At 73.3% G+C, this 22,341-nt stretch carries 21 protein-coding genes; 7 read left to right on the forward strand and 14 right to left on the reverse strand.

Going from position 1 to position 22,341, the window contains the following annotated elements; translation table 11 throughout:
* Positions 1–56: 56 nt before the first annotated feature.
* On the forward strand, positions 57–1,529 hold the full coding sequence (locus D7I43_RS27780; RefSeq protein ID WP_120331540.1) for an NAD-dependent malic enzyme: 1,473 nt from the start codon (positions 57–59) through the stop codon (positions 1,527–1,529).
* A 161-nt stretch (positions 1,530–1,690) separates the two neighbouring features.
* Here D7I43_RS27780 and dapF read toward each other — a convergent pair whose 3' ends face one another.
* Genes dapF through D7I43_RS27795 form a run of 3 tightly spaced genes read right to left on the reverse strand, consistent with a single transcriptional unit; the run spans position 1,691 to position 4,168 of the window.
* The gene (gene dapF / locus D7I43_RS27785; RefSeq protein WP_120331541.1) at positions 1,691–2,536 is read right to left on the reverse strand and encodes a diaminopimelate epimerase; all 846 of its coding nucleotides are present in this window, start codon (positions 2,534–2,536) and stop codon (positions 1,691–1,693) included.
* Positions 2,537–2,543: 7 nt separating this feature from the next.
* A complete protein-coding gene (miaA, locus tag D7I43_RS27790; RefSeq protein ID WP_120331542.1) occupies positions 2,544–3,455 on the reverse strand; it encodes a tRNA (adenosine(37)-N6)-dimethylallyltransferase MiaA in 912 nt (303 codons plus the stop codon).
* On the reverse strand, positions 3,452–4,168 hold the full coding sequence (locus tag D7I43_RS27795; protein WP_120331599.1) for a class III extradiol ring-cleavage dioxygenase family protein: 717 nt from the start codon (positions 4,166–4,168) through the stop codon (positions 3,452–3,454). The genes miaA and D7I43_RS27795 overlap by 4 nt, the downstream gene beginning before the upstream one ends.
* A gap of 203 nt (positions 4,169–4,371) precedes the next feature.
* Between D7I43_RS27795 and D7I43_RS27800 the strand changes: the two genes are divergently transcribed.
* Positions 4,372–5,580: a DUF349 domain-containing protein gene (locus tag D7I43_RS27800; RefSeq protein ID WP_120331543.1), complete on the forward strand. Its 1,209-nt coding sequence runs from the start codon at positions 4,372–4,374 to the stop codon at positions 5,578–5,580.
* 159 nt (positions 5,581–5,739) lie between these two features.
* On the opposite strand, the gene miaB is transcribed toward D7I43_RS27800, so the two are convergent.
* A complete protein-coding gene (gene miaB, locus D7I43_RS27805; protein ID WP_120331544.1) occupies positions 5,740–7,239 on the reverse strand; it encodes a tRNA (N6-isopentenyl adenosine(37)-C2)-methylthiotransferase MiaB in 1,500 nt (499 codons plus the stop codon).
* 53 nt (positions 7,240–7,292) lie between these two features.
* On the opposite strand from miaB, the gene D7I43_RS27810 reads away from it, so the two are divergent.
* Positions 7,293–7,571: a DUF2277 family protein gene (locus tag D7I43_RS27810; RefSeq protein ID WP_120331545.1), complete on the forward strand. Its 279-nt coding sequence runs from the start codon at positions 7,293–7,295 to the stop codon at positions 7,569–7,571.
* Here D7I43_RS27810 and D7I43_RS27815 read toward each other — a convergent pair.
* Positions 7,517–7,996 (reverse strand): hypothetical protein, encoded by a 480-nt coding sequence (locus tag D7I43_RS27815; RefSeq protein ID WP_120331546.1) that lies wholly within the window; start codon positions 7,994–7,996, stop codon positions 7,517–7,519. The genes D7I43_RS27810 and D7I43_RS27815 overlap by 55 nt on opposite strands.
* A gap of 233 nt (positions 7,997–8,229) precedes the next feature.
* On the reverse strand, positions 8,230–9,219 hold the full coding sequence (gene selD, locus D7I43_RS27820) for a selenide, water dikinase SelD (RefSeq protein ID WP_120331547.1): 990 nt from the start codon (positions 9,217–9,219) through the stop codon (positions 8,230–8,232).
* Positions 9,220–9,414: 195 nt separating this feature from the next.
* Here selD and D7I43_RS27825 point away from each other — a divergent pair, with 195 nt between their 5' ends.
* From D7I43_RS27825 to D7I43_RS27840, 4 genes are read left to right on the forward strand one after another with little or no spacing between them, the layout of a single operon-like run.
* Complete coding sequence (locus D7I43_RS27825) at positions 9,415–10,170, forward strand: amino acid ABC transporter ATP-binding protein (protein WP_120331548.1); 756 nt, start codon at positions 9,415–9,417, stop codon at positions 10,168–10,170.
* 56 nt (positions 10,171–10,226) lie between these two features.
* The gene (locus D7I43_RS27830; RefSeq protein ID WP_120331549.1) at positions 10,227–11,111 is read left to right on the forward strand and encodes a glutamate ABC transporter substrate-binding protein; all 885 of its coding nucleotides are present in this window, start codon (positions 10,227–10,229) and stop codon (positions 11,109–11,111) included.
* Between the two features lie 41 nt (positions 11,112–11,152).
* A complete protein-coding gene (locus D7I43_RS27835) occupies positions 11,153–11,860 on the forward strand; it encodes an amino acid ABC transporter permease (RefSeq protein ID WP_120331550.1) in 708 nt (235 codons plus the stop codon).
* Positions 11,857–12,828, forward strand: a complete 972-nt coding sequence (locus D7I43_RS27840) for an amino acid ABC transporter permease (RefSeq protein ID WP_120331551.1) — start codon at positions 11,857–11,859, stop codon at positions 12,826–12,828. Before D7I43_RS27835 ends, D7I43_RS27840 begins: the two co-directional genes overlap by 4 nt.
* Before the next feature lie 61 nt (positions 12,829–12,889).
* Here D7I43_RS27840 and rny read toward each other — a convergent pair whose 3' ends face one another.
* The 8 genes from rny to D7I43_RS27880 all read right to left on the reverse strand — a co-directional run bounded on the left by rny (position 12,890) and on the right by D7I43_RS27880 (position 22,311).
* Positions 12,890–14,656, reverse strand: a complete 1,767-nt coding sequence (gene rny / locus D7I43_RS27845) for a ribonuclease Y (RefSeq protein WP_120331552.1) — start codon at positions 14,654–14,656, stop codon at positions 12,890–12,892.
* Positions 14,657–15,317: 661 nt separating this feature from the next.
* A complete protein-coding gene (locus tag D7I43_RS27850; protein ID WP_120331553.1) occupies positions 15,318–16,058 on the reverse strand; it encodes a 3-keto-5-aminohexanoate cleavage protein in 741 nt (246 codons plus the stop codon).
* A 277-nt stretch (positions 16,059–16,335) separates the two neighbouring features.
* Entirely contained in the window at positions 16,336–17,031 is a 696-nt protein-coding gene (locus D7I43_RS27855) for a regulatory protein RecX (RefSeq protein WP_120331554.1), read from the reverse strand.
* A gap of 8 nt (positions 17,032–17,039) precedes the next feature.
* Positions 17,040–18,086, reverse strand: coding sequence for a recombinase RecA (recA, locus tag D7I43_RS27860; RefSeq protein WP_120331555.1), 1,047 nt, complete (start codon positions 18,084–18,086; stop codon positions 17,040–17,042).
* 184 nt (positions 18,087–18,270) lie between these two features.
* On the reverse strand, positions 18,271–18,471 hold the full coding sequence (locus tag D7I43_RS27865) for a DUF3046 domain-containing protein (protein ID WP_120331556.1): 201 nt from the start codon (positions 18,469–18,471) through the stop codon (positions 18,271–18,273).
* Between the two features lie 2 nt (positions 18,472–18,473).
* On the reverse strand, positions 18,474–19,820 hold the full coding sequence (locus D7I43_RS27870; RefSeq protein WP_120331557.1) for an MFS transporter: 1,347 nt from the start codon (positions 19,818–19,820) through the stop codon (positions 18,474–18,476).
* 93 nt (positions 19,821–19,913) lie between these two features.
* Complete coding sequence (locus tag D7I43_RS27875; protein WP_120331558.1) at positions 19,914–20,618, reverse strand: UdgX family uracil-DNA binding protein; 705 nt, start codon at positions 20,616–20,618, stop codon at positions 19,914–19,916.
* A gap of 352 nt (positions 20,619–20,970) precedes the next feature.
* A complete protein-coding gene (locus tag D7I43_RS27880; protein ID WP_120331559.1) occupies positions 20,971–22,311 on the reverse strand; it encodes an aminotransferase class I/II-fold pyridoxal phosphate-dependent enzyme in 1,341 nt (446 codons plus the stop codon).
* Between the last annotated feature and the right edge of the window lie 30 nt (positions 22,312–22,341).

A 22,341-nucleotide genomic window follows, 5' to 3' on the forward strand; every position in this document is an offset into this window, starting at 1 on the left:
GCCGGGTGGGCGAGTAGAAATGCCAGTCGAGCCGCTCAGCGCTGACGGAGGAACCTGTGGCCATCACCCGACTTCCGAGTGCCGGATTCTCGATCACGATCCGGATCGCCGTACCGGCGGACGCGTCGTCGATCGGGCGGCTGACCACCTCCGTCGGGGAGGCCGGGGCGATCGTGACCGCGCTGGACGTGGTCGACTCCGACCCGACCAACGTGATCGTCGACCTCACCTGCGACACCGCCGACGCGAGCCACGCCGACCAGGTCGTCCAGGCGCTCAGCGCCCTCGACGGGGTGGACGTGCGCAAGGTCTCCGACCGCACGTTCCTGCTGCACCTCGGCGGGAAGATCGAGGTCAGCTCGAAGGTCGCCCTGCGGACCCGCGACGAGCTGTCCCGCGCGTACACCCCCGGTGTGGCCCGTGTGTGCCAGGCCATCGCCGAGAACCCGGCGGACGCGCGGCGGCTGACCATAAAGCGCAACACCGTGGCGGTGGTCAGCGACGGTTCGGCCGTGCTGGGCCTCGGGAACCTCGGCCCGGCCGCGGCGCTGCCCGTCATGGAGGGCAAGGCGGCGCTGTTCAAGCGCTTCGGCGGCGTGGACGCCTGGCCGGTGGTGCTCGACACCCAGGACACCGACGAGATCGTCTCTATCGTCAAGGCGATCGCCCCCGCGTACGGCGGGATCAACCTGGAGGACATCGCCGCGCCGCGCTGCTTCGAGATCGAGGCGCGGCTGCGTGAGGCGCTCGACATCCCCGTCTTCCACGACGACCAGCACGGCACCGCGATCTGCGTGCTGGCCGCGCTCACCAACGCGCTGCGGGTGGTGGGCAAGCAGCTCACGGACGTCCGGGTCGTGGTCTCCGGCGCCGGCGCCGCCGGCACGGCGATCATGAAGCTGCTGCTGCGTCAGGGCGTGGGCGACATCATCGCGTACGACCGGCAGGGCGCCCTGCACCGCGGCCAGACCGGGCTGAACCCGGCCTGGCAGTGGCTGGCCGAGAACACCAACAAGGAGAACTACTCCGGTGACCTCGCCGGCGCCATCCAGGGCGCGGACGTCTTCATCGGGGTGAGCGCCCCAAACCTGCTCACCGGCGAGGACATCGCCACCATGGCGAAGGACGCGATCGTGTTCGCGCTCGCCAACCCCGACCCGGAGGTCGACCCGCGGGAGGCGCGCAAGCACGCCGCGGTGGTCGCCACCGGCCGGTCGGACCAGCCCAACCAGATCAACAACGTGCTGGCCTTCCCCGGTGTGTTCCGCGGCATGCTCGACGCGCACGCGGAGGAGTTCACCGAGGAGATGGCGATCGCGGCGGCGCAGGCCATCGCGGACGTCGTCGGCGAGGACAAGATCAACCCGACGGTAATCGTGCCGAGCGTCTTCGACGCCCGGGTGGCCCCCGCGGTGGCCGCCGCCGTACGCGCGGCCGCGCAGAACCCGGCCGCGGCGCCCGCTCCGGCCGGTGACGCCGGCCCGGCCGACCTCCCCGAGATCGCCGCCGAAGCCTCCGCCACGCCGTAAATCCCGGGCCCCGCGCGGACCCCTCCCCGGGGGCCCCGGGCCCCCCGGGGACCCCTCCCCGCGATCTTGCACTTTCTGCCCCGGCAAAAGCCGCATTCCACGCGATCCAGGGGCCGAAAGTGCAAGATCGACGGGGTGACCCGGCGGGGTCAGGGCATGGGTCAGGGGTGCAGGGTTGGGGCGGTGACCTGGCCGGTGGCGACCAGGACGGCGGGGCCGGAGAGCCAGCAGGAGTCCTCGGTCACCGTCACCGTGAGGCGGCCCCCGGGCACGTCGACGGCGACGACCCCGGTGTCACGCCCCGCGTCGCGCAGCGCCACCGCGCCCACCGCGCACGCGCCCGTGCCGCAGGAGAGCGTCTCCGCCGAGCCCCGCTCGTAGACCCGCATCAGCACGTGCCCGTCGGCGCCCGCCACCGGCGCGCCGGGGGCGGTGAACTCGACGTTCACGCCGGCGGGGAAGACCGCGGCGTCCACCTCGGGCGCCCGGCCCAGGTCGAGCGCCGGCAGGTCCAGCCCGGCGGGCAGCGGGCACACGAGGTGCGGGTTGCCCACGTCCACGGCGGTGCCGGCCAGGGTGAGCCCACCGAGGGTGGCCGTCGACGCGTCGTACAGCCGGGGGCGGCGCATCTCGACGGCGACGTCCTCCCCCTCGATCCGGGCCCGCACCACGCCGGCCCGCGTCGCCACGGGCAGCGCGGCCTCCGAGGGCTCGGCCAGCCCGGTGTCGAGGAGGTAGCGGACGAACACCCGCGCGCCGTTGCCGCACATCTCGGCGAGCGAGCCGTCGGCGTTCCAGTAGTCCATGAACCACTCGGCCTCGCCGGCCAGCGCGGCTCCCTCCGGGTGCTTGGCGGCCCGGACGACCCGCAGCACGCCGTCCGCGCCGATCCCCCGCCGCCGGTCGCACAGCGCCGCGACCAGCCCCAGGGTGAGGTCGAGCGCGCCGTCCGGGTCGGGCAGGATCACGAAGTCGTTGCCGGTGCCGTGCCCCTTGGTGAACTCCACGCCCCCATCATCGCGCAGCGGACGTCGCCACCCGCACGGCCTCGGCCACCAGGCCGGGGTCGGCCGAGTCGAGCCAGTGGATCCGGGGGTCCCGGCGGAACCAGGAACGCTGCCGTCGGACGAAGCGCCGGGTGGCGCGGATCGTCTCCTCGTACGCCTCGGTCTCGGTCAGCTCGCCGGCGAGGAACCGCAGCACCTGCTGGTAGCCGAGCGCGCGGCTCGCCGTACGCCCGTCGGGCAGGCCCCGGCCGACCAGCTCGCGGGTCTCGGCGACCAGGCCGTCGGCCCACATCCGGTCGACCCGCCGGGCGATCCGCTCGTCCAGCAATTCCGTGTCGAGGTCCACGCCGATCTGCACCGACGGGTAGTACGGGGTGGGCTCCGGCAGCGACGCCGTGAACGGCGCCCCGGTCAGCTCGATCACCTCGAGCGCCCGGACGATGCGCCGGCCGTTGCCGGGCAGGATGCCCGCGGCGGCAGCGGGGTCGGCGGCGCGCAGCCGCGCGTACAGGGGGGCCGGGCCGACCTCGGCGAGCTCCCGCTCCAGCCGCTCCCGGATCGCCGGGTCGGTGCCGGGAAACTCGAACTGCTCCAGCACCGCCCGGACGTAGAGCCCCGAGCCGCCGACCAGCAGTGGCACCCGCCCCCGGGCCAGGATGCCGTCGACGGCCGCGCGGGCGAGCCGCTGGTACTCCGCGACGCTGGCCGGCTCGGTGACGTCCCAGATGTCCAGCAGGTGGTGCGGCACCCCCTCCCGCTCGGCCGGGGTGAGCTTGGCGGTGCCGATGTCCATGCCCCGGTAGAGCTGCATCGAGTCGGCGTTGACCACCTCGCCGTCGAGGGCGTGCGCGAGGGCGATGCTCAGCGCCGACTTGCCCGCCGCGGTCGGCCCGACCACGGCCACGACGGTGCCGGTCATCCGCGGGTCCAGGTCGCCACGAGGTAGGCGACGCCGTACGGGGCCGTGTGGTGGAGCAGGTCACCCCGCCAGTCGCCCCCCGCCGCGCGGGCGGCGGCGGCGAGCACCTGCCAGGTCGCGCGACCCGCCACCCGCAGCTCCGCGGACAGCGCCGGGTCCAGGTCGAGGAGGGCGTCGGCGTCCGCCGCGGCCAGGGCCGCCGCCACCGATTCGTCGTACGCCTGCGCGCGCGGGTCGTGGTAGCCGGGCGCCTTCTCGCCCCGGCAGGCCGTCCCGTCCCCCATGGCCAGCAGCGCGACCCGCGTGCCGCGCTCCGACACCCGCGCGGCGAGGTCGCGCAGCCCGGCCCCGGCGGTGTCGGCGGCGACCTGGGCGGCGGCGACCGGCACCCGCACCTCGTGGCGGGCGAGCAGCCAGGCGCCCAGGGTGAGGCTCAGCGGCAGCACCGCGCCCCGGTCCGGCTGGCCCGGGCTCAGGGGGACGGCCAGGTCGACACCCCACGGCTGCAACGAGCCGGTGGCCGGCGACGGGACCCAGCCGGTCTCCGGCCCGTCCCCGACCAGCACCACGGTGTCCGGTCCGGCGGACAGCAGCCGGGCCACGGCGGCGTCGCAGGCGGCCCGGAGGTCGTCCAGCTCCGGTGCGGCGGCACCGGCCACCTCGGGCACGAGCAGGGGCGGGTGGGGGCAGACGGCGGCGGCGACCAGTGGCACCCGTTCACGGTAGCGGGACACCCCGGTGCGTCCACGCGCCGATCCGGTCACCCGGGCGGTAGGACACCGTATGGTCACGGTCGGCGATAGGCGCTCGACGGGGACGGGGTCGTACCTGTGACAATGCCGGGGAGAAACTTGGCTGCGCCGTGGCGGCGCTCGGGGGACGGTTCCCCCGACGCCGGGAGAACGAGGATGGGCACATGAGCGACTGGACTGCCTTCGGACGGGTGGACGCGGACGGCACCGTGTACGTCAAGACCGCCGAGGGCGAGCGGGTGGTCGGATCCTGGCAGGCCGGAGCACCGGAGGAGGGGCTGGCACACTTCGCGCGCCGCTTCGCCGATCTGGTGACCGAGGTGGACCTGACCGAGGCCCGTCTCAACTCGGGCGCGGCGGACGCCGGCCACTCGCTGAGCACGATCCGCCGGATCCGGGCCTCCCTCGCCGAGGCGCACGTGGTCGGCGACATCGACGGGCTGGCCGCACGGCTGGACCGGCTCGCGGCCCTGGCCGAGGAGAAGGCCGGCGAGGCCCGCGCGGCGCGGGACGCGGCACGCGCCGAGGCGCTGGCCCGCAAGACGGCGCTGGTCGAGGAGGCCGAGAAGCTGGCCGCCGAGTCGACGGGCTGGAAGACCGCCGGGGACCGCCTCAAGGAGATCCTCGACGAGTGGAAGACCATCCGGGGCGTCGACAAGAAGACCGACGGCGAGCTGTGGAAGCGTTTCGCCGCCGCCCGCGACGGCTTCACCCGCCGCCGGGGCGCCCACTTCGCGTCCCTGGACGCGCAGCGCAAGCAGGCGCAGGCCGTCAAGGAGGAGCTGGTTACCGAGGCGGAGAAGCTGAAGGACTCCACCGACTGGGCGGCCACGGCCAACCAGCTCAAGGACCTGATGTCGCGCTGGAAGGCGGCGCCCCGCGCCTCCAAGGAGGCCGAGCAGCGGCTGTGGGAACGGTTCCGGGCCGCGCAGGACGAGTTCTTCACCCGCCGCAGCGAGGTGTTCTCGGCGCGGGACAACGAGCAGCGCGCCAACCTGGAGCGCAAGCAGGCCCTGCTCGCCGAGGCCGAGGCGCTCGACGTCGAGGGCGACCCGAAGGGCGCCCAGGCGAAGCTGCGGGAGATCCAGGCCCAGTGGCACGAGGCGGGCCGGGTGCCCCGCGAGGCGGCCGCCGGGCTGGAGCGCCGGCTGCGGGCCGTCGACGAGAAGGTCCGCGAGGTCATGGACTCGGCGTGGCGGCGTACGTCCAAGGAGGACAACCCGCTGCTCGCCCAGATGCGGGCGCAGGTCGCCGAGGCGGAGGACCGGCTGGCGCGGGCGCAGGCCGCCGGCGACGCCCGGCGGATCCGGGAGGCCGAGCAGGCCCTCGCGACGAAGCGGCAGTTTCTCCAGCTGGCCGAGCAGTCGGGCTGACCCGAGGTGTGGGAGCCCCGGTCCCGGACGGGACCGGGGCTCCGTCGTCTCCGCGCCCGGTTCGAGGGCCCAAGATCGTGCACGATCCACGAAGTAGTGGCCTCCGCGCGCTGGCGAAGGCACTACATCCTGCTTACAGCGCGATCTTGCGCCGGCGGGTCAGTGCGCGGCGCAGCCCGAGGTGGGTGCGGGCGTGGCGGCCGGCGCGCCGATCGTGGGCAGCCCCAGCAGCACACCTGGCGTACGGGGCGTACGCCCCGCCTCGGCGGCGTCGCCGGCCCGGGTACGCCGGTGCGACAGCGGCTCGCCGTCGGCGTTGAGGTGGTGCGGGGCGGCGTACGTGACGGTGGTGTGCACGACGTCGCCGGGGCGGATCTGCCCGGCGAGGGAGCCCGCGTCGAAGTGGACGAGCCGTCCGTCCCGGGCCCGGCCGGACATCCGCCCCGTCCGCTCGTCCTTGCGGCCCTCACCGACGGCCACGAGCACCTCGACGGTCTCGCCGACCAGCTTCCGGTTCTCCGCCCAGGTGATCTCCTCGACGCAGGCGATGAGCCGCTCGTACCGCTCCTGCACGACCTGCTTGGGCAGCTGGCCGTCCATCGTGGCGGCGGGGGTGCCGGGGCGCTTGGAGTACTGGAAGGTGAAGGCCGAGGCGAAGCGGGCCTCGCGTACCACGTCGAGGGTGCGCTCGAAGTCGGCCTCGGTCTCGCCGGGGAAGCCCACGATGATGTCGGTGGTGATGGCCGCGTCCGGCATGGCCGCCCGGACCTTCTCGATGATCCCGAGGTAGCGCTCGGCCCGGTACGACCGGCGCATGGCGCGCAGCACGGCGTCGGAGCCGGACTGCAACGGCATGTGCAGCGAGTGGCAGACGTTGGGCGTCTCGGCCATGGCGGCGATCACGTCGTCGGTGAAGTCCTTCGGGTGCGGGCTCGTGAACCGCACCCGCTCCAGGCCGTCGATGTCGCCGCAGGCCCGCAGCAGCTTGCCGAACGCGAGCCGGTCGCCGAACTCGACGCCGTAGGAGTTGACGTTCTGCCCGAGCAGGGTCACCTCCAGCACGCCCTCGTCGACCAGCGCCCGCACCTCGGAGAGGATGTCCCCGGGGCGGCGGTCCTTCTCCTTGCCGCGCAGGGAGGGCACGATGCAGAACGTGCAGGTGTTGTTGCAGCCCACCGAGATCGACACCCAACCGGCGTACGTCGACTCGCGGCGGGTCGGCAGCGTCGAGGGGAAGACCTCCAGCGACTCGAGGATCTCCACCTCGGCGGCGGTGTTGTGCCGGGCCCGTTCGAGCAGCACCGGCAGCGAGCCGATGTTGTGCGTCCCGAAGACCACGTCCACCCAGGGCGCCTTGCGGACGATGTCGCCGCGGTCCTTCTGGGCCAGGCAGCCGCCCACGGCGATCTGCATCCCGGGGTGCTTCTCCTTGACGGGGCGCAGATGACCGAGGTTGCCGTAGAGCCGGTTGTCGGCGTTCTCCCGGACCGCGCAGGTGTTGAACACCACCACGTCCGGGTGCTCGTCGGCCTCGGCGGCCCGGACGTATCCGGCCTGCTCCAGCAGCCCGGAGATGCGCTCCGAGTCGTGCACGTTCATCTGGCAGCCGTACGTCCGCACCTGGTAGGTACGCGGGCTGCCCGCCGCTGCGGTAGTCATGACCAGGACAGCGTATCCGGGCCCACCGGATCGACCGGAACCGAGGAGGAGCCGTGTGCCGGAGCATCAAGACCCTGCGTGAGCCGTACACCGAGCAGGTGACCGACGAGGACGTCCGGGCCGCGGCGTTGCAGTACGTCCGGAAGATCTCCGGTTTCCGTACGCCCGCCGCGCACAACGCCGCCGCGTTCGAGGCGGCGGTGGCCGCCGTGGCGGAGGCCACCGCGACCCTGCTCGACCAGCTCGTCGTGCGCGGGGGCGCGGCGCCGCGCGCCGGTCAGGCCGCCGCGAGCGCCGGCGCGACCGTGTCGGGGGCCCACCGGGAGCGGTGACACTGGGACCAGCCGCGGCAGCCGGGGTCGGCCTCGGTGCAGAGGCGCTGGTTGCGCAGCTCCTCGCCGTCGTCGGTCTCCCGCACGTCGAAGTGCACCGGCCGGATGGTGCCGTCGGGGGAGACGAGCAGGTGCCGGCCGGCGTCGAGGGTGTCGTCGCGCAGCAGGCAGTTGCGGTCCAGCAGCCGGGCGAGCGCGGCGATGCTGGCGTGCTCGGAGAGCTGGTCCGGCACGCCGTAGCAGTCCACGATCGTGGCGAACTCCCCGGGCGCCTGCCAGACGTCGCAGACCACCGCGTACGCCGGCAGGCGAGCCGGGTCGGCGATCGCGAGGGGCATCACCACCCGGCCGAGCGCCTCGGCCAGTGCCGGGTAGACCTCCACGGGTCGTACCTGGTCGATTCTCCAGTTCCACAGCTCGGTCATGCCGCCTCCTCGCTGCGTTCGTCCCACCGGCCTCCGGATCGGGCCTTACTGACGATGGTGCGGTGCATTTGACCTCAGCCGGGGGCAAGTTACCGGTCTGTGACCATTCCGGGCAAATTTTCCCGCCCCCACATCGCTGGGAGTAGCGGGAAAGTGACAGTTTATCGGGTATGGTGCCACAAATCACGCAGCGGGATCCCCGGGCGCGGCGCGTGCGCCCCGCCACCCGTCCCTCAGCGGACGACCACCAGGTGCTCGCCGCGGGGCAGGAGTTCCCCCACCACCGGCGCGCCCGGCAGCTCCCCGGCCACCAGCAGCCCGCCGGAGGTCTGCGCGTCGGCCAGCAGCAGCCGTTCGTCCTCCCCCACGGCACCGAAGTCGGTCCACGGGGTCACCCAGTCCAGGTTGCGGCGGCTGCCGCCGCTCACGTACCCGTCGCGCACCGCCTCGCGGGCTCCGGCGAGGTACGGCACCCGGGCCGCGTCGATCGCCACGGTCAGCCCGCTGGCCCGGGCCAGCTTCGAGGCGTGACCCAGCAGTCCGAAGCCCGTCACGTCGGTGCCGCAGCGGATCCCCGCCGCGACCGCGGCGCGGGCGGCGTCCCGGTTCAGGGCGCTCATCGTGGCCACCGCCTCCGGGAAACGCTCACCGGTGGCCTTGTGCCGGGTGTTCAGCACCCCGACGCCGAGCGGCTTGGTGAGCGAGAGCGGCAGCCCGGGCCGGCCCGCGTCGAGCGTGATCAGGTCCTCGGGGCGGACCACCCCGGTGACCGCGAGCCCGTACTTGGGGCCGTCGTCGTCGACGCTGTGACCTCCCGCCAGGTGGCAGGCGGCGTCGCGGGCCACGTCCTGCCCGCCCCGCAGGACCTCCCGCGCCAGCTCCATGGGCAGCACGTCGCGGGGCCAGCAGAGCAGGTTCAGGGCCACCAGCGGGGTGCCGCCCATGGCGTACACGTCGGAGAGCGCGTTGGCCGCGGCGATGCGCCCCCAGTCGTACGCGTCGTCCACGACGGGGGTGAAGAAGTCGGCGGTGCTCACGACGCCGGTCCGCTCGTCGAGGCGGACCACCGCGGCGTCGTCACCGTGGTCGAGTCCGACCAGCAGGTCCGCGTCACCGGTGGCGGGGCCGAGACCGGAAACCATCGCCTCCAGCTCGCCCGGCGGGATCTTGCAGGCGCATCCGCCACCGCGGGCGTACCGGGTGAGGCGTACCGGTTCGGTCATTCCCCCATGATCGCCCCGATGGGCGCAGAGCCGCCACCATCACGCGCCCGTTTCGGGGTCGAAATCGGACTCTCCGCACCCGGCACCGTGGGTGTTACCGCTCCGTGACCAACCGAGTTGCATTCCGCCACAACCGGCCGCCTACAGTTGCCCAACCAGGGGTCGACAGACCCGATCCGCGAGACGACAGGGACGGTGGACGACGTGACGACGGGCGAACCGCTCATCGTGCTGGACTCGGTCAACAAGTGGTTCGGGCCGCTGCACGTGCTGGACGACGTCTCACTCTCGGTCGGCCGCGGTGAGGTCGTCGTGGTGATCGGCCCGTCCGGCTCCGGCAAGTCGACGCTGTGCCGGACGATCAACCGCCTGGAGCCGATCAACTCGGGCACGATCACCTTCGACGGGCAGCCGCTGCCGGCCGAGGGCAAGGCCCTCGCGAAGCTGCGCAGCGAGGTCGGCATGGTCTTCCAGTCGTTCAACCTCTTCGCGCACAAGACCATCCTCGAGAACGTCACCCTCGGCCCGATCAAGGTCCGCAAGGAGAAGCCGGCGGCGGCCCGCGAGCGCGCCATGGCGCTGCTCGACCGCGTCGGCATCGCCAACCAGGCGGACAAGTTCCCGGCCCAGCTCTCCGGCGGTCAGCAGCAGCGGGCGGCCATCGCCCGCGCGCTGGCCATGCAGCCCAAGGCGATGCTCTTCGACGAGCCCACGAGCGCCCTCGACCCCGAGATGGTGGGCGAGGTGCTCGACGTGATGACCTCCCTGGCCCGCGACGGCATGACGATGGTCGTCGTCACCCACGAGATGGGCTTCGCGCGGCACGCGGCCAACCGGGTCATCTTCATGGCCGACGGCCAGCTGGTGGAGGACGCGCCGCCGACCGAGTTCTTCGCCAACCCCCGCAGCGAGCGGGCCAAGGACTTCCTCTCCAAGATCCTCACGCACTAGGCGTCCACCAGGAGCGCGCCGTCCCCCGGCGGGTTTCGTCCAAGAAGGAGATGAGTATGCGTATGAAGCGCATGGCGGCGGTCGCGGCGGCCGCCACCCTGGCCCTCGGGCTGGTCGCCTGCGGCGACAACGGGTCCGACGAGGGCACCGGCAGCGGCGGGGAGACCAAGTCGTTCGCCGCCGGCAGCACCATGGAGCGGCTGAACAAGGCCCAGGCCATCAAGGTCGGCACCAAGTTCGACCAGCCGGGCTTCGGCCTCAAGGGCCTGTCGGGCAAGCCGGAGGGCTTCGACGTCGAGGTCGCCAAGATCATCGTCAAGGAGCTCGGCATCCCCGAGGACAAGATCGAGTGGGTGGAGACCCCGTCGAAGGTCCGTGAGGACGTCATCGTCAACGGCACCGTCGACTTCGTGGCGGCCACCTACACGATCAACGACAAGCGCAAGGAGCGCATCGCCTTCGCGGGGCCGTACTACGAGGCCGGCCAGAACATCCTGGTGAAGAAGGACGACACCACCATCACGGGCCCGGACTCCTTCAAGGACGGCACCAAGAAGGTCTGCTCGGTGACCGGCTCGACCCCGGCCGAGGAGATCAAGAAGTACGTCAAGGACGTCGCCACCCAGTTGGTGCTCTTCGACACCTACGACAAGTGCCGGGACGCCCTCAAGGGCGGCCAGGTGGACGCCGTCACCACGGACAACGTGATCCTGCTCGGCTACATCGCCAAGGACGAGGCGTCCTTCAAGCTGGCCGGTGAGAACTTCACCAAGGAGCCGTACGGCATCGGCGTGAAGAAGGAAGACACCGACTTCCGTAACTTCATCAACGACACGCTGGAGAAGGCCTACTCCGACGGCAGCTGGAAGAAGGCCTGGGACGACACCGCTGGCAAGTTCGGCGCCGAGCTGGGCGACCCGCCGGCCGTCAACCGCTACTGATCTGACCCGTTGATCTGGAGGGTGGGGAGGAAGTCCGACCCGTGAGTGTGCTCATCGACAAGTTCGACGTCTTCGCGGGGGGCTTCTGGCTCACCCTCCAGATCTGCGTACTCGCCGCGATCGGCGCCCTGATCCTGGGCGCCGTCGTGGCGGTGCTGCGCATCTCCCCGGTGCCGCCGTTGCGGGCGGTCGGCACGGCGTACGTGACCGTCTTCCGGAACATGCCGCTGACCGTGGTCATGTTCTTCGCGGCGTTCGGCCTGCCGGCCCTCGGCTCGAACGCGGACTTCCTCCGGATCCCCGGGCTCGATGCGATCTTCACCCGGCTCGGCACCGACCTGCCGTACTTCCGGTTCGCGCTGATCGCCCTCGTGCTCTACACCGCGGCGTTCGTCTGCGAGGCGCTGCGCTCCGGCGTGAACGCCGTTCCCGCCGGCCAGGCGGAGGCCGCCCGGTCGCTGGGCCTCACCTTCGGTCAGAACCTGCGGTACGTGGTGCTGCCGCAGTCCTGGAAGGCCTCGGTCGTGCCGCTCGGCTCGGTGATCATCGCAATGATCAAGAACTCGGCGCTCATCGGCTTCTTCGGCGTCGTCGGCGACCTGTCGGCGACCGCCGACCAGCTCACCTCGGCCGAGGGCTACGCCTTCGTGCCGGTCGCCATCGGCATCTCGATCGGATACCTGATCATGACCGTTCCCCTCGGCGCCCTTCTGGACCGGATCGAGAAGCGGCAGGCGGTGGCCCGATGAGCCAGCAGAACAGCGTCCTCTACGACGTTCCCGGCCCCCGGCAGCGCCGGATCACCCTGATCAGCAGCGTGGTGGCCGCCGTCCTGGTGCTGGTCGGCGTGTACTACCTGATCTACCGTCCGCTCGACGAGAAGGGCCAGTTCACGTCGGAGCTGTGGGGCCCGCTCGTCGACCCCGGCAACGAGAACTTCTCCCTCGTCTGGGACCGGATCGGCATCGGCCTGAAGAACACGCTGATCGCCGCGGTGCTGGCCATCATCTCCTCGCTGGTGGTCGGCACGCTGATCGCGGTGCTGCGGATCCAGCTCAAGAGCCTCACGCGGCGCCGGTTCACCGGGCTCGCGACGCCCGTGTCGTACCTGCTGCGCGGCCTGAGCGTGCTGCTGTCGGCGGTCACGCGCTTCTGCGTCGAGGTGTTCCGCGGCCTGCCCGTCGTGATCACCATCTTCTTCGTGGCCCGGGGCTTCCCCGAGTTCGGGATCACCTTCGACACGCTCTGGTACCTGGTCATCGGCCTGACCATCTACAACTCGGTGGTCATCGCCGAGATCCTCCGCTCCGGCATGGAGGGCCTGCCGGGTGGGCAGGCCGAGGCCGCGGCGGCGATCGGTCTCTCACCGTTCCAGACCACCCGGATGATCCTGCTGCCGCAGGCGTTCCGGATCATGCTGCCGGCGCTCATCAGCCAGCTCGTGGTGGTGCTCAAGGACACCTCGCTCGGCTTCATCATCAGCTACGAGGAGACCCTGAACATCGGCAAGCAGATCATCGGCGCCCTGGACAACCCGATCCAGGTCTACGCGGTGATCGCCGTGCTGTTCATCGCCGTCAACTACTCGCTGTCGAAGCTGGCCCAGTACGTCCAGCGCCGGCTCTCCCGCGGCCGGAGGACCGCCGGCACCCCGGCGCAGAACCCGCCGCCGGCGGCGCTCATGTCCCAGGCCGAGAGCAGCGGCCAGGGCGTCTGACCCGGACCGTACGACGAAGGGCCGCCCCCCGGTCGGGGGCGGCCCTTCGTCGCGGTCGGCCTCAGCGGGCGATCTCGGTGACCCGGGACTCGCGGACCACGGTCACCCGGATCTGACCGGGGTACGTCAGCTCCTCCTCGATCTGCTTGGCCACGTCCCGGGCCAGCACGGCCGCGCCGATGTCGTCGACGTCCTCCGGCTTGACCATCACCCGGATCTCGCGGCCCGCCTGCATGGCGAAGACCTTCTCCACGCCGAGCTTGCCGGCCGCGATCTCCTCGATCCGCTCCAGCCGCTTGACGTACGCCTCGAGGCTCTCCCGCCGCGCGCCCGGCCGGCCGCCCGAGCAGGCGTCGGACGCCTGGGTGAGCACGGCCTCGACGGTCTGCGGCGGCACCTCGTTGTGGTGCGCCTCGATGGCGTGCACCACCTCTTCGCTCTCGCCGTACTTGCGGGCCAGGTCCGCGCCGATGATGGCGTGGCTGCCCTCCACCTCGTGGGTGAGCGCCTTGCCGATGTCGTGCAGGAACGCCGACCGCTTGATGAGGGGCACGTCCAGGCGCAGTTCGGCGGCCATGACGCCGGCGATGTGGGCGGTCTCGACGAGGTGCTTGAGCACGTTCTGCCCGTACGACGTCCGGTAGCGCAACCGGCCGAGCAGCGTGACCAGCTCCGGGTGGATCTCGGTGATCCCCACCTCGACGAGCGCGTCCTCGGCGGCCCGGCGGCAGAGCTGCTCGACCTCCTGCCGTGCCAGGTCGTAGACCTCCTCGATCCGGTGCGGGTGGATGCGCCCGTCGAGGACGAGCTTCTCCAGGGTGAGCCGGCCGACCTCGCGGCGGACCGGGTCGAAGCAGGAGAGCAGGACCGCCTCGGGGGTGTCGTCGATGATGAGGTTCACCCCGGTCACCGACTCGAAGGCGCGGATGTTGCGCCCCTCCCGGCCGATGATGCGGCCCTTCATCTCGTCACCGGGCAGGTGCAGGACGCTGACCACGCTCTCCGCGGTCTGCTCGCTCGCCACCCGCTGGATGGCGTCCACCACGATGTGCCGGGCGCGCTCCTCGGCGGTGCTGCGGGCGTCCGCCTCGATGTCGCGGACCAGCAGCGCCGCCTCCCGCTTGGCCTGGGACTCGATGGCCTCGATCAGCTCGGCGCGGGCGGCCTCGGCGGTGAGCCCGGCCACCCGTTCCAGCTCCCGGCGGCGCCGCTCCTCCGCCTCGGCCAGCTCGGCCTCCCGCTGGTCCAGCGCGGCCTCCCGGGCCGCGAGGGCGGCGCTGGCGGCGGTGAGCTGCCGCTCCCGCTCGGCGAGCCGCTCCACCTCCTCGGTGTGCAGCCGTTCCCGCTCGTCCATCCGGGCGGCCCGCCGCTCCACCTCGGCGGCCTGCTCACGGGTGGTCGCGGCCAGCACGGCCACCTCCCGCTCGCCGCTGCGCCGCGCGGTCGCCCGCAACTGCTCCGCGTCGGCCTCGGCCTGCTTGTGGGCCCGCTCCAGGATCGTGTCGGCCTCGGCGCGCGCGTCGTCGAGCATCCGGCGAGCCTCGGCCCGGGCGGCCTTCGCCTCCGCCTTCGCGGCGGCGGCCTCCGCGCGTGCCGCCGCGGCCGCCGACTTCGCCACGTCGATGGTGCTGTTCGCCTCGTCGGCCGCACTGCGTAACGCGGCGAGGGACTGCTCCTGCCGGTCCTTCTCGGCGATGAAGGCCGGGTCGGCCGCCGCGGGGGCCGTGCCGATGCGGCGCAGCGTCCGGAGGCCGACCACCATCGCGCCGGCGACCACGAGGGTCAGGAGCAGCACGGCGACGAGCAGTACGGTGTCGAAGGCGCTCATGCCCGGACTCCGCGCGGACCACCGGTGAACCTGTGCCGTCCCGCCATGGCCGCCTCCCCTGAACGTCGGCGCCGCAGGGACCGTGCCGACGGCACGCTCCTGCGGCTCTGGACGCCCGACCGGAGCGACTGGCCGTGGGTAGCTTTCTCCGTCGGCGGTGCCCTGGTTGGCATCGTCGACGGCCGGGTGCAGTTGTCGCGCCGGCTCCGGACCGGCCTGTCCGGAGCTGGTGCCAGAGGCCGTCTGAACGGCCAAAGTGATGCTGTTCTGTTACGCGATCTATGTTGTGCGCTTAGCCTGCGCTGGTCGGGCAATGTGAGCCTGTATGGCGAGGCTAGGTCTCCGGGGGCGGTCTGGTCAAGAACTCATGATCAAACCCCCCGAACGGAGAGAAGTTGCGCCGTCACCGAGGGCTCAGCAGGACGCGGACACGGCAGGACAAAGTCCCCAGCGAGTGAGGTGCCTCGGCCGCCGGGGCCGGCGGCGCTCCGGGCCGGCACGGCCTCACGCGGGCCGACGGACCAGGCCCACGGCCTCACGCGGGCCGACGGACCAGGCGCACGGCCTCACGCGGGCCGACGGACCAGGCGCACCCCCTCACGCAGGCTCACGGCGTCACGAAGGTTGACCGTGTGCCGGCCACTCGCGGAGGGGCCCGGGGTCAGTGGGCGCCCGCGGCGCGGGCGGCGACGACCAGCGCCGCGTTGTCGGGGGCCGGGGAGCCGTCCGGCATCCGGAGCGTGTCCTCGAGACCGATGCGGGTGTGCAGGCCCCGCCGGACGGCCTCGGCGAGCACCTGCCAGGTGGCCGGGCCCTCGGCGTGCAAGAGGACCGGAGGCGTCGCGCTCCCGGCCGCCGTGCCCGGCGCCTCTGCGGCCGTGGGGGCCAGCGCGGCGAGGACGCGTGCCGCGTCGGCCAGCGCCACCGTCGGCTCCTCGGCCATGCACTCGACGAGGATCCTGCCGGCCGGCACCCGCCAGCGCCGGTACGCCTCGACCGCCTCCACCGTCCAGAGTCCCGCCTCGACCATCACGCCCCGCTCGTGCAGGGCGGCGGCCACCGCCTCGGCGCCCTCCTCGTGGGCGTTGACGGACGCGAAGTCGGGCAGGTGCGTCCAGGCCCGGACGGCGGCCACCCGGGCGGCCGGGTCCGGCTCGATCCACGCCCCGGTGCTCACGCCCACGGGCAGCCCCGGGCGGGCGGCCCGGACCGCGACGATGGCCTCGGCGATCACCTCCGGACGCAGCGACTCGACACCGCCCTCGCCGCGCGGGTGCACGTGCACGGCGGCCACGCCCAGCGCGGCGCAGCGGGCCGCGTCGGCGGCCAACTCCGCCGGAGTCAGCGGCACGGCGGGATGCTCGTCGCGGCCCCGCCCGCCGTTGAGACACGCCTTCAGCACCTGACAGCTCCTTCCGGTGGGCGGGGCGGTCCGCAGGGGTGCCGCGCCCGGCGGTCACCCCGCCAGCCAGCCCGCGGCTGGCCCGACGCGACCCCAGGCGGGTCACCCCCACCCGGCCCACGCCTCCCCACACAAGCCGGGCCGATTACGCCACCAGCCGGCCCGCGCATCCCCCGACAAAGCCAAGCCGGTCACGCCACCAGCCGGCCCACGCCTCCCCGGCGCAAGCCGGACGGATGACCCGACCGCCCCGCCCCACGAGCCACCCGGCGCGTGGTCAGCCGCCCGCTCGGCCGTCGCGTTCCAGCTCGTTCTCCGCCTCGGCGAGAGCGTCCGCGTCGATCTGCTCGGCGAACTCGGCCGCCTCGGCGCTCTGCGCCGCGAGCGCGTCCTTCACGGCCCGGATGGCCACACCGGGCGGGTAGCCCTTGCGGGCCAGCATGCCGACCAACCGGCGGAAGACCGCGTCCGGCTCACCGCGGACCGTCCGCAGCTTGCGGTCCACGAGCGCGCGGGCCGTCTCCGCCTCGGTCTCCTCGCTCAGCTCACCGAGCGCCTCGCTGGCCGTGTCGCCGTCCACGCCGCGCCGGCGCAGCTCGTCGGCGAGCGCCCGGCGGGCCAGGCCGCGCCCGGCGTGCCGGCTGCTCACCCAGGCCCGGGCGAACGCGGCGTCGTCGATGATGCCGACCTCGTCGTAGCGGTCGAGGACCTGGGCGGCGACCTCCTCGGAGATGCCCCGCCGGGCGAGGGCGCCGGCCAGTTCGGCCCGCGTACGCGGCCGCACGGCGAGCTGCCGCAGACAGATCTCACGGGCCAACTCGGCCTCGTCGCGAGGCGGGGCGGGCGCGGCGTCCGGGTCGGCCTCCGTGGCACCCCCTCGGCGACCACGGCGGGGCCGGGGCGTGGTGGCGTCACCCGGGCGGGGTGGGCTGGCGTCCCAGCCTCGCCCCGTCCGGGCTCGTCGTCCTGCCATGGATCAGGTCAGAAGTCGACCGGCGGCAGCTCCGGGCCACCGGCCGCGTCGCTCGCGGCGACCCCGACGCCGAGCTTCTCCAGGATCTTCTTCTCGATCTCGGCGGCCACGTCCGGGTTCTCGCGGAGGAACTCGCGGGCCTTCTCCTTGCCCTGGCCGAGCTGGTCACCGTCGTACGTGTACCAGGCGCCGGACTTGCGGATGATGCCCTGCTCGACGCCCACGTCGATCAGCGAGCCCTCGCGGGAGATGCCCTTGCCGTACATGATGTCGAACTCGGCCTGCTTGAACGGCGCGGCCACCTTGTTCTTCACGACCTTGACGCGGGTGCGGTTGCCGACCACGTCGGTGCCGTCCTTGAGACTCTCGATCCGCCGGACGTCGAGCCGGACCGAGGCGTAGAACTTCAGCGCCCGACCACCGGTGGTGGTCTCCGGGCTGCCGAACATCACGCCGATCTTCTCGCGAAGCTGGTTGATGAAGATCGCCGTGGTGCCGGTGTGGTTGAGCACACCGGTGATCTTCCGCAGCGCCTGGCTCATCAGCCGGGCCTGGAGGCCGACGTGGCTGTCGCCCATCTCGCCCTCGATCTCGGCGCGCGGCACCAGCGCGGCCACCGAGTCGATCACGATGATGTCGAGGGCCCCGGAGCGGACCAGCATGTCGGCGATCTCGAGTGCCTGCTCGCCCGTGTCCGGCTGGGACACCAGCAGCGCGTCGGTGTCGACACCGAGGGCCTTCGCGTACTCCGGGTCGAGCGCGTGCTCGGCGTCGATGAAGCCGGCGATGCCGCCGGCCCGCTGCGCGTTGGCCACCGCGTGCAGCGCGACCGTCGTCTTACCGCTGGACTCGGGACCGTAGATCTCGACCACCCGGCCCCGGGGCAGACCGCCCACGCCGAGCGCCACGTCGAGCGCGATGGAGCCGGTCGGGATCACGGCGGTCTGGATGACCGGCCGCTCCCCCAGACGCATCACCGAGCCCTTGCCGAACTGCTTGTCGATCTGAGCGAGAGCGAGGTCGAGTGCCTTCTCCCGGTCTGGCGCTGCCGCCATCGTTGCCACCCCTGCCTTCGCCGGCGTCTTTGCTGAGCTTCGCGTCACGCGGACACGCTAGGCGCTGGGTCCGACAGAAAACCAGCCGACGGGCCGCGAGCTGTGGACGAGCACCCCGCTGTGGACAATAGCCGAACAGGTGTACGACTCGGCAAGCGACACGCGGATCGGCGGAAATCGCTGCTCAGCGTAGTCGCGCCGGCACCCGGTCGGGATAGGCCGCGCAGACCGCCCGCCACACCACCTGCGTCTCCTCACCGGCGGCGAGGGCCTGCGCGATGGTCCGCCCGCCGAGCTGCGAGAGCACCTGGTCGGCGGCGATGCTGGCCGCGTAGCCCGGCCCGAACGCCTCCTCCAGCCGCGCCCAGAAGTCGGTCAGCCGCACGTTCAGTCCTCCTCGTCCGGTGCCCCCGCCGGCACCGGCCGCAACGCTAGCGCCACCAGGGGCACCACGGCGACCGCGGCGAGCAGGGTGAGGACCGGATAACCGGCGGCCCGCATGACAAACCCGCTCACGGCGGCCGCGGCCGCGCCGGCCAGCCCCATCATCAGGTCGGAGAAGCCCTGCACGCTCGGGCGCACCGACGTCGGCACCGACTCCGACAGCAGCGTCGAGCCGGCCACCATCGTGCCGGACCAACCCAGCCCGAGCAGGACCAGACCCACCGAGAGCCGCGGCGTGTGGTGCCCGGCCGTACCGGCGACCGCGCACGCGGCGAGCAGCAGCGCGACGCCGCCGAGGATCACCGCCCGCCGGCCGAGCCGGTCGGTGAGCCACCCCACCACCGGGGAGAGCGCGTACATCCCGGCGATGTGCAGGCTCAGCACGATGCCGACCACCCGCAGCACGTCCGCGTCGCCGTGCGACTCACCGAGCCGGACCGGCGTCATCGACATGACCGCCACCATCACCACGTGACCCACCGCCACCGCGGCGATGCCGAGCCGGGCGGCGGCGCGGACGCGTACCACCTGCCACGCCGCCCGCATCCCGTCGCCGCGCCGGTCGCGCGGAGCCGGCGCGGCGACGGCCTCCGCGGGCGGGGTGACCTCGGGCGCGGCGCCGGCCTCCACCGGGGCGGGGGCCGCCGCGAGCCGGCGCGCGGTGAGCAGTGGGTCGGGCCGCAGCAGGGCGAGCAGTACGCCGGCGACCAGCACGAACGCGACCGCGCTGAACGCGAACGGGCCGGCCAGCGGCGGCAGGCCCCAGCCGGCGGTGGTGCGGTCGGCGAGCGCCGCGAAGTTCGGCGCGGCCACCGCCCCGATGGTGGTGGCCCAGACGACCAGGGAGAGCTGGCGGCCCCGGCGGGCCGGCTCGGCGAGGTCGACGGCCGTGTAGCGGGCCTGGAGGTTGGCCGTGGTGCCCCCACCGAAGAGCAGCATCCCGAGGAAGAGCAGCGGCACCGACCGGTTGACCGTCGCGAGCACCACCAGCACCGCGCCGACCGCGCCGGCCAGGTACGCGAACGCCAGCCCCGGCCGGCGGCCGTGCCCGTTCATGATGCGGGTGACGGGCACCGCCAGCACCGCACCGCCCACCACGGCGGCGCTCTGCGCCAGGCCGGCCATGGCCGTGCCGGCGACCCGCTCGGCGAGCAGCGCCCCCACCGCGATGCCGATGGTGACGCCGATGCCGCCGACGATCTGGGTGCCGAAGAGCAGCCGGAGGGTACGCCGCTGGATGGGCGCGACGTCCGGGCGGACCGGGGTCGACGCGGTCAGGTCGGTGGCCATGCGGGCTCCTCGCGGTAAGGGATGCCGAGGGCCTCCATCCTTGCGCAGCCGTCCCGGGCGGCGGCACCCCGTTTCGCCGAGGGGAGAAGCCCGTCAGGTGGCCAGCGCGCGGGCGGCCACCGTGAGGTCTTTGACCAGCCCGTCGTACGCCTTGTCCTGGTCGTCGGCGCGCAGCACCGCCGACGGGTGGATGGTGGCGAGCAGCTGGGCCGGCGGGGTGTCGGCCACCTTCCCGGCGCTGTCCACCGGTACCCGCTGGAAGTCCTCCGGGTGCTGGGCGGACGCCGGCCAGGGCATCAGCTCCCCGCGCTGGCGGGTCACCCGGAAGGTCGGGCCGAGCAGCGCCTTGGCCGCGGTGGCGCCCAGGACGACGACGATCTCCGGGTGCAGCCGGGCGAACTCGGCCACCAGCCACGGCCGGCAGGCGGTGATGTGCACGCGGTCCGGGGTCTGGTGGATGCGCCGCTTGCCGCGCAGCTCGAAGCGGAAGTGCTTGACCGCGTTGGTGAGGTAGATGTGCGCGGGATCGAGGCCGGCGTCGTCGACCGCCTTGCGCAGGAGCCGCCCGGCGGGCCCGACGAAGGGCAGGCCCTTCTGGTCCTCCATGTCGCCGGGCTGTTCGCCGACGAAGACCACCCGGGCGCTCGCGTCGCCCCGACCGAAGACGGTCTGGGAGGCGTCCCGGTACAGCTCGCAGCCGCGGCAGCCGGCGGCCGCCGCCCGCAGGTCGTCGAGGGTGTCCGCGTCGGGCGGGATGAACCGCTGGGCGCCGGGGGCGCTCTCGGGCTGCTCGGCCATGCCGACTGTTATATACCCCTTCGCGGATCGGTGCCGGGTACGCGACGACCGGCACCGCCCCGGGACGCGGGATCAGTAGCCGCCACCACCGCCGCCACCTCCGGACATCAGCGCGATGATCACGATGATGATCACGATCACCGCCACCGCGATCGCGATCCAGATGCCTCTCCTGGTCCTCGACGACGCCATGGCCGCTCACCTCCGGCGCGCGGCATACCCACACCACCCGCGGTCACGCCCCGCCCCTGGTCCCCGCGATCTTGCACTTTCCGCCCCGGCAACAACGACATTCCGGGGCATTGCGCGGGCACAAACTGCAAGATCGCGGAGGTCAAGGGGGGCGCGGGGGTCAGGCTGTCAGGGTCGGGGGTGGGGTGGGGTTCGCGGCTTGGGACAGGGCTTCGGCCAGGGGTCCCGTGTCGGCGTCGGTCAGGGGGCTCACGGTGATCCGCAGCCCGGGCCCGGCGGCGATGCGGTAGAGCGCGCCGGGCGCCACCGACCAGCCGGCGTCGCGCAGGGCGGTCACCGCGCTGGTCTCGTCCGGCACGGGCACCCAGACGTTGATCCCGCTGCGCCCGTACGCCGTGACCCCCCGCTCGGCCAGCGCGGCGAGCAACGCGCCCCGCCGCCGCTCGTAGCTCTCCGCCGCGCGGTCGACGAGGGCGGCGACCTCCGGATCCCGCCACAGGGCGAGCAGCAGCCGTTGCAGCACCGTGGACACCCAGCCGGCGCCGACCCGCGCCCGGCCGGCCACCCGGGCCACGGTGGTCTCGTCCCCCACGAGGACCGCGAGGCGCAGGTCGGGGCCGAAGGGCTTGCTCGCCGAGCGGAGGAAGGCCCAGCTCCCGGTCGCCCCGGCCAGAGGGTGCAGGGGTACGCGGGCCAGCTCGGCGGCGTGGTCGTCCTCGATCAGCAGCAGCTCCGGCCAGCCGGCGAGGAGGTCCCGCAGCGCCGCGGCGCGGGCGGCGGAGACGGCCGCGCCCGTGGGGTTCTGCGCCCGGCTGGTCACGATCAGCGCGCGGGCGCCCGCGGCGAGTGCGGCGGCCACCCCGGCCACCATCGGACCCTCGTCGTCGACGGGTACGCCGATCGGGCGCAGCCCGAGCGCCGCGACCAGGTCGAGCAGGTTCGCCCAGCCCGGGTCCTCCACGGCCACCGCGTCACCGGGCCTCAGGTGCGCGCCCAGCAACCGCTCGATGCCGTCGAGCGCCCCGCCGGTGAGGGTCAGCTCCCCGGCCGGTACGGCGTCGGCGGCCAGCCGTGCGCGGGCGGCCTCGGCCAGCTCGGGGAGCACCCCGGCGCCGGAGTAGCTGACCGGCGGGCCGGCCTCGGCGGCGAGGGCGGCCAGGTGCGGGCCGAGCGAGGGCAGCAGGCGCGGGTCCGGCTCGCCGGCGGAGAGGTCCCGCAGGCCGGGCGCGGGCGGCGGTCGCAGCGCCGAGCGGCGGGCCGCCACGGGCGGGCGGGGACGGACGCGGGTGCCGTGCCGGCCGGCGGTGGCCACGAGCCCGCGCTGGCGCAGCTCCTGGTAGGCGCGGGCCACGGTGGCCGGGCTGACCGCCAGCTCGGCGGCGAGCGCCCGTACCGGCGGCAGGGCCGCTCCCGGTGGCAGGGCGGCGGTACGGATGCCGGACTCGATGCTGGCCGAAATCTCGGCGGCCGTCGCCCCGGTGACCTGATAGCGTGCTGACACAAATCAGGGATTGTACTAGAACAAAGGGCG

It is taken from the genome of Micromonospora globbae, assembly GCF_003610785.1.
Classification (GTDB): domain Bacteria; phylum Actinomycetota; class Actinomycetes; order Mycobacteriales; family Micromonosporaceae; genus Micromonospora; species Micromonospora globbae.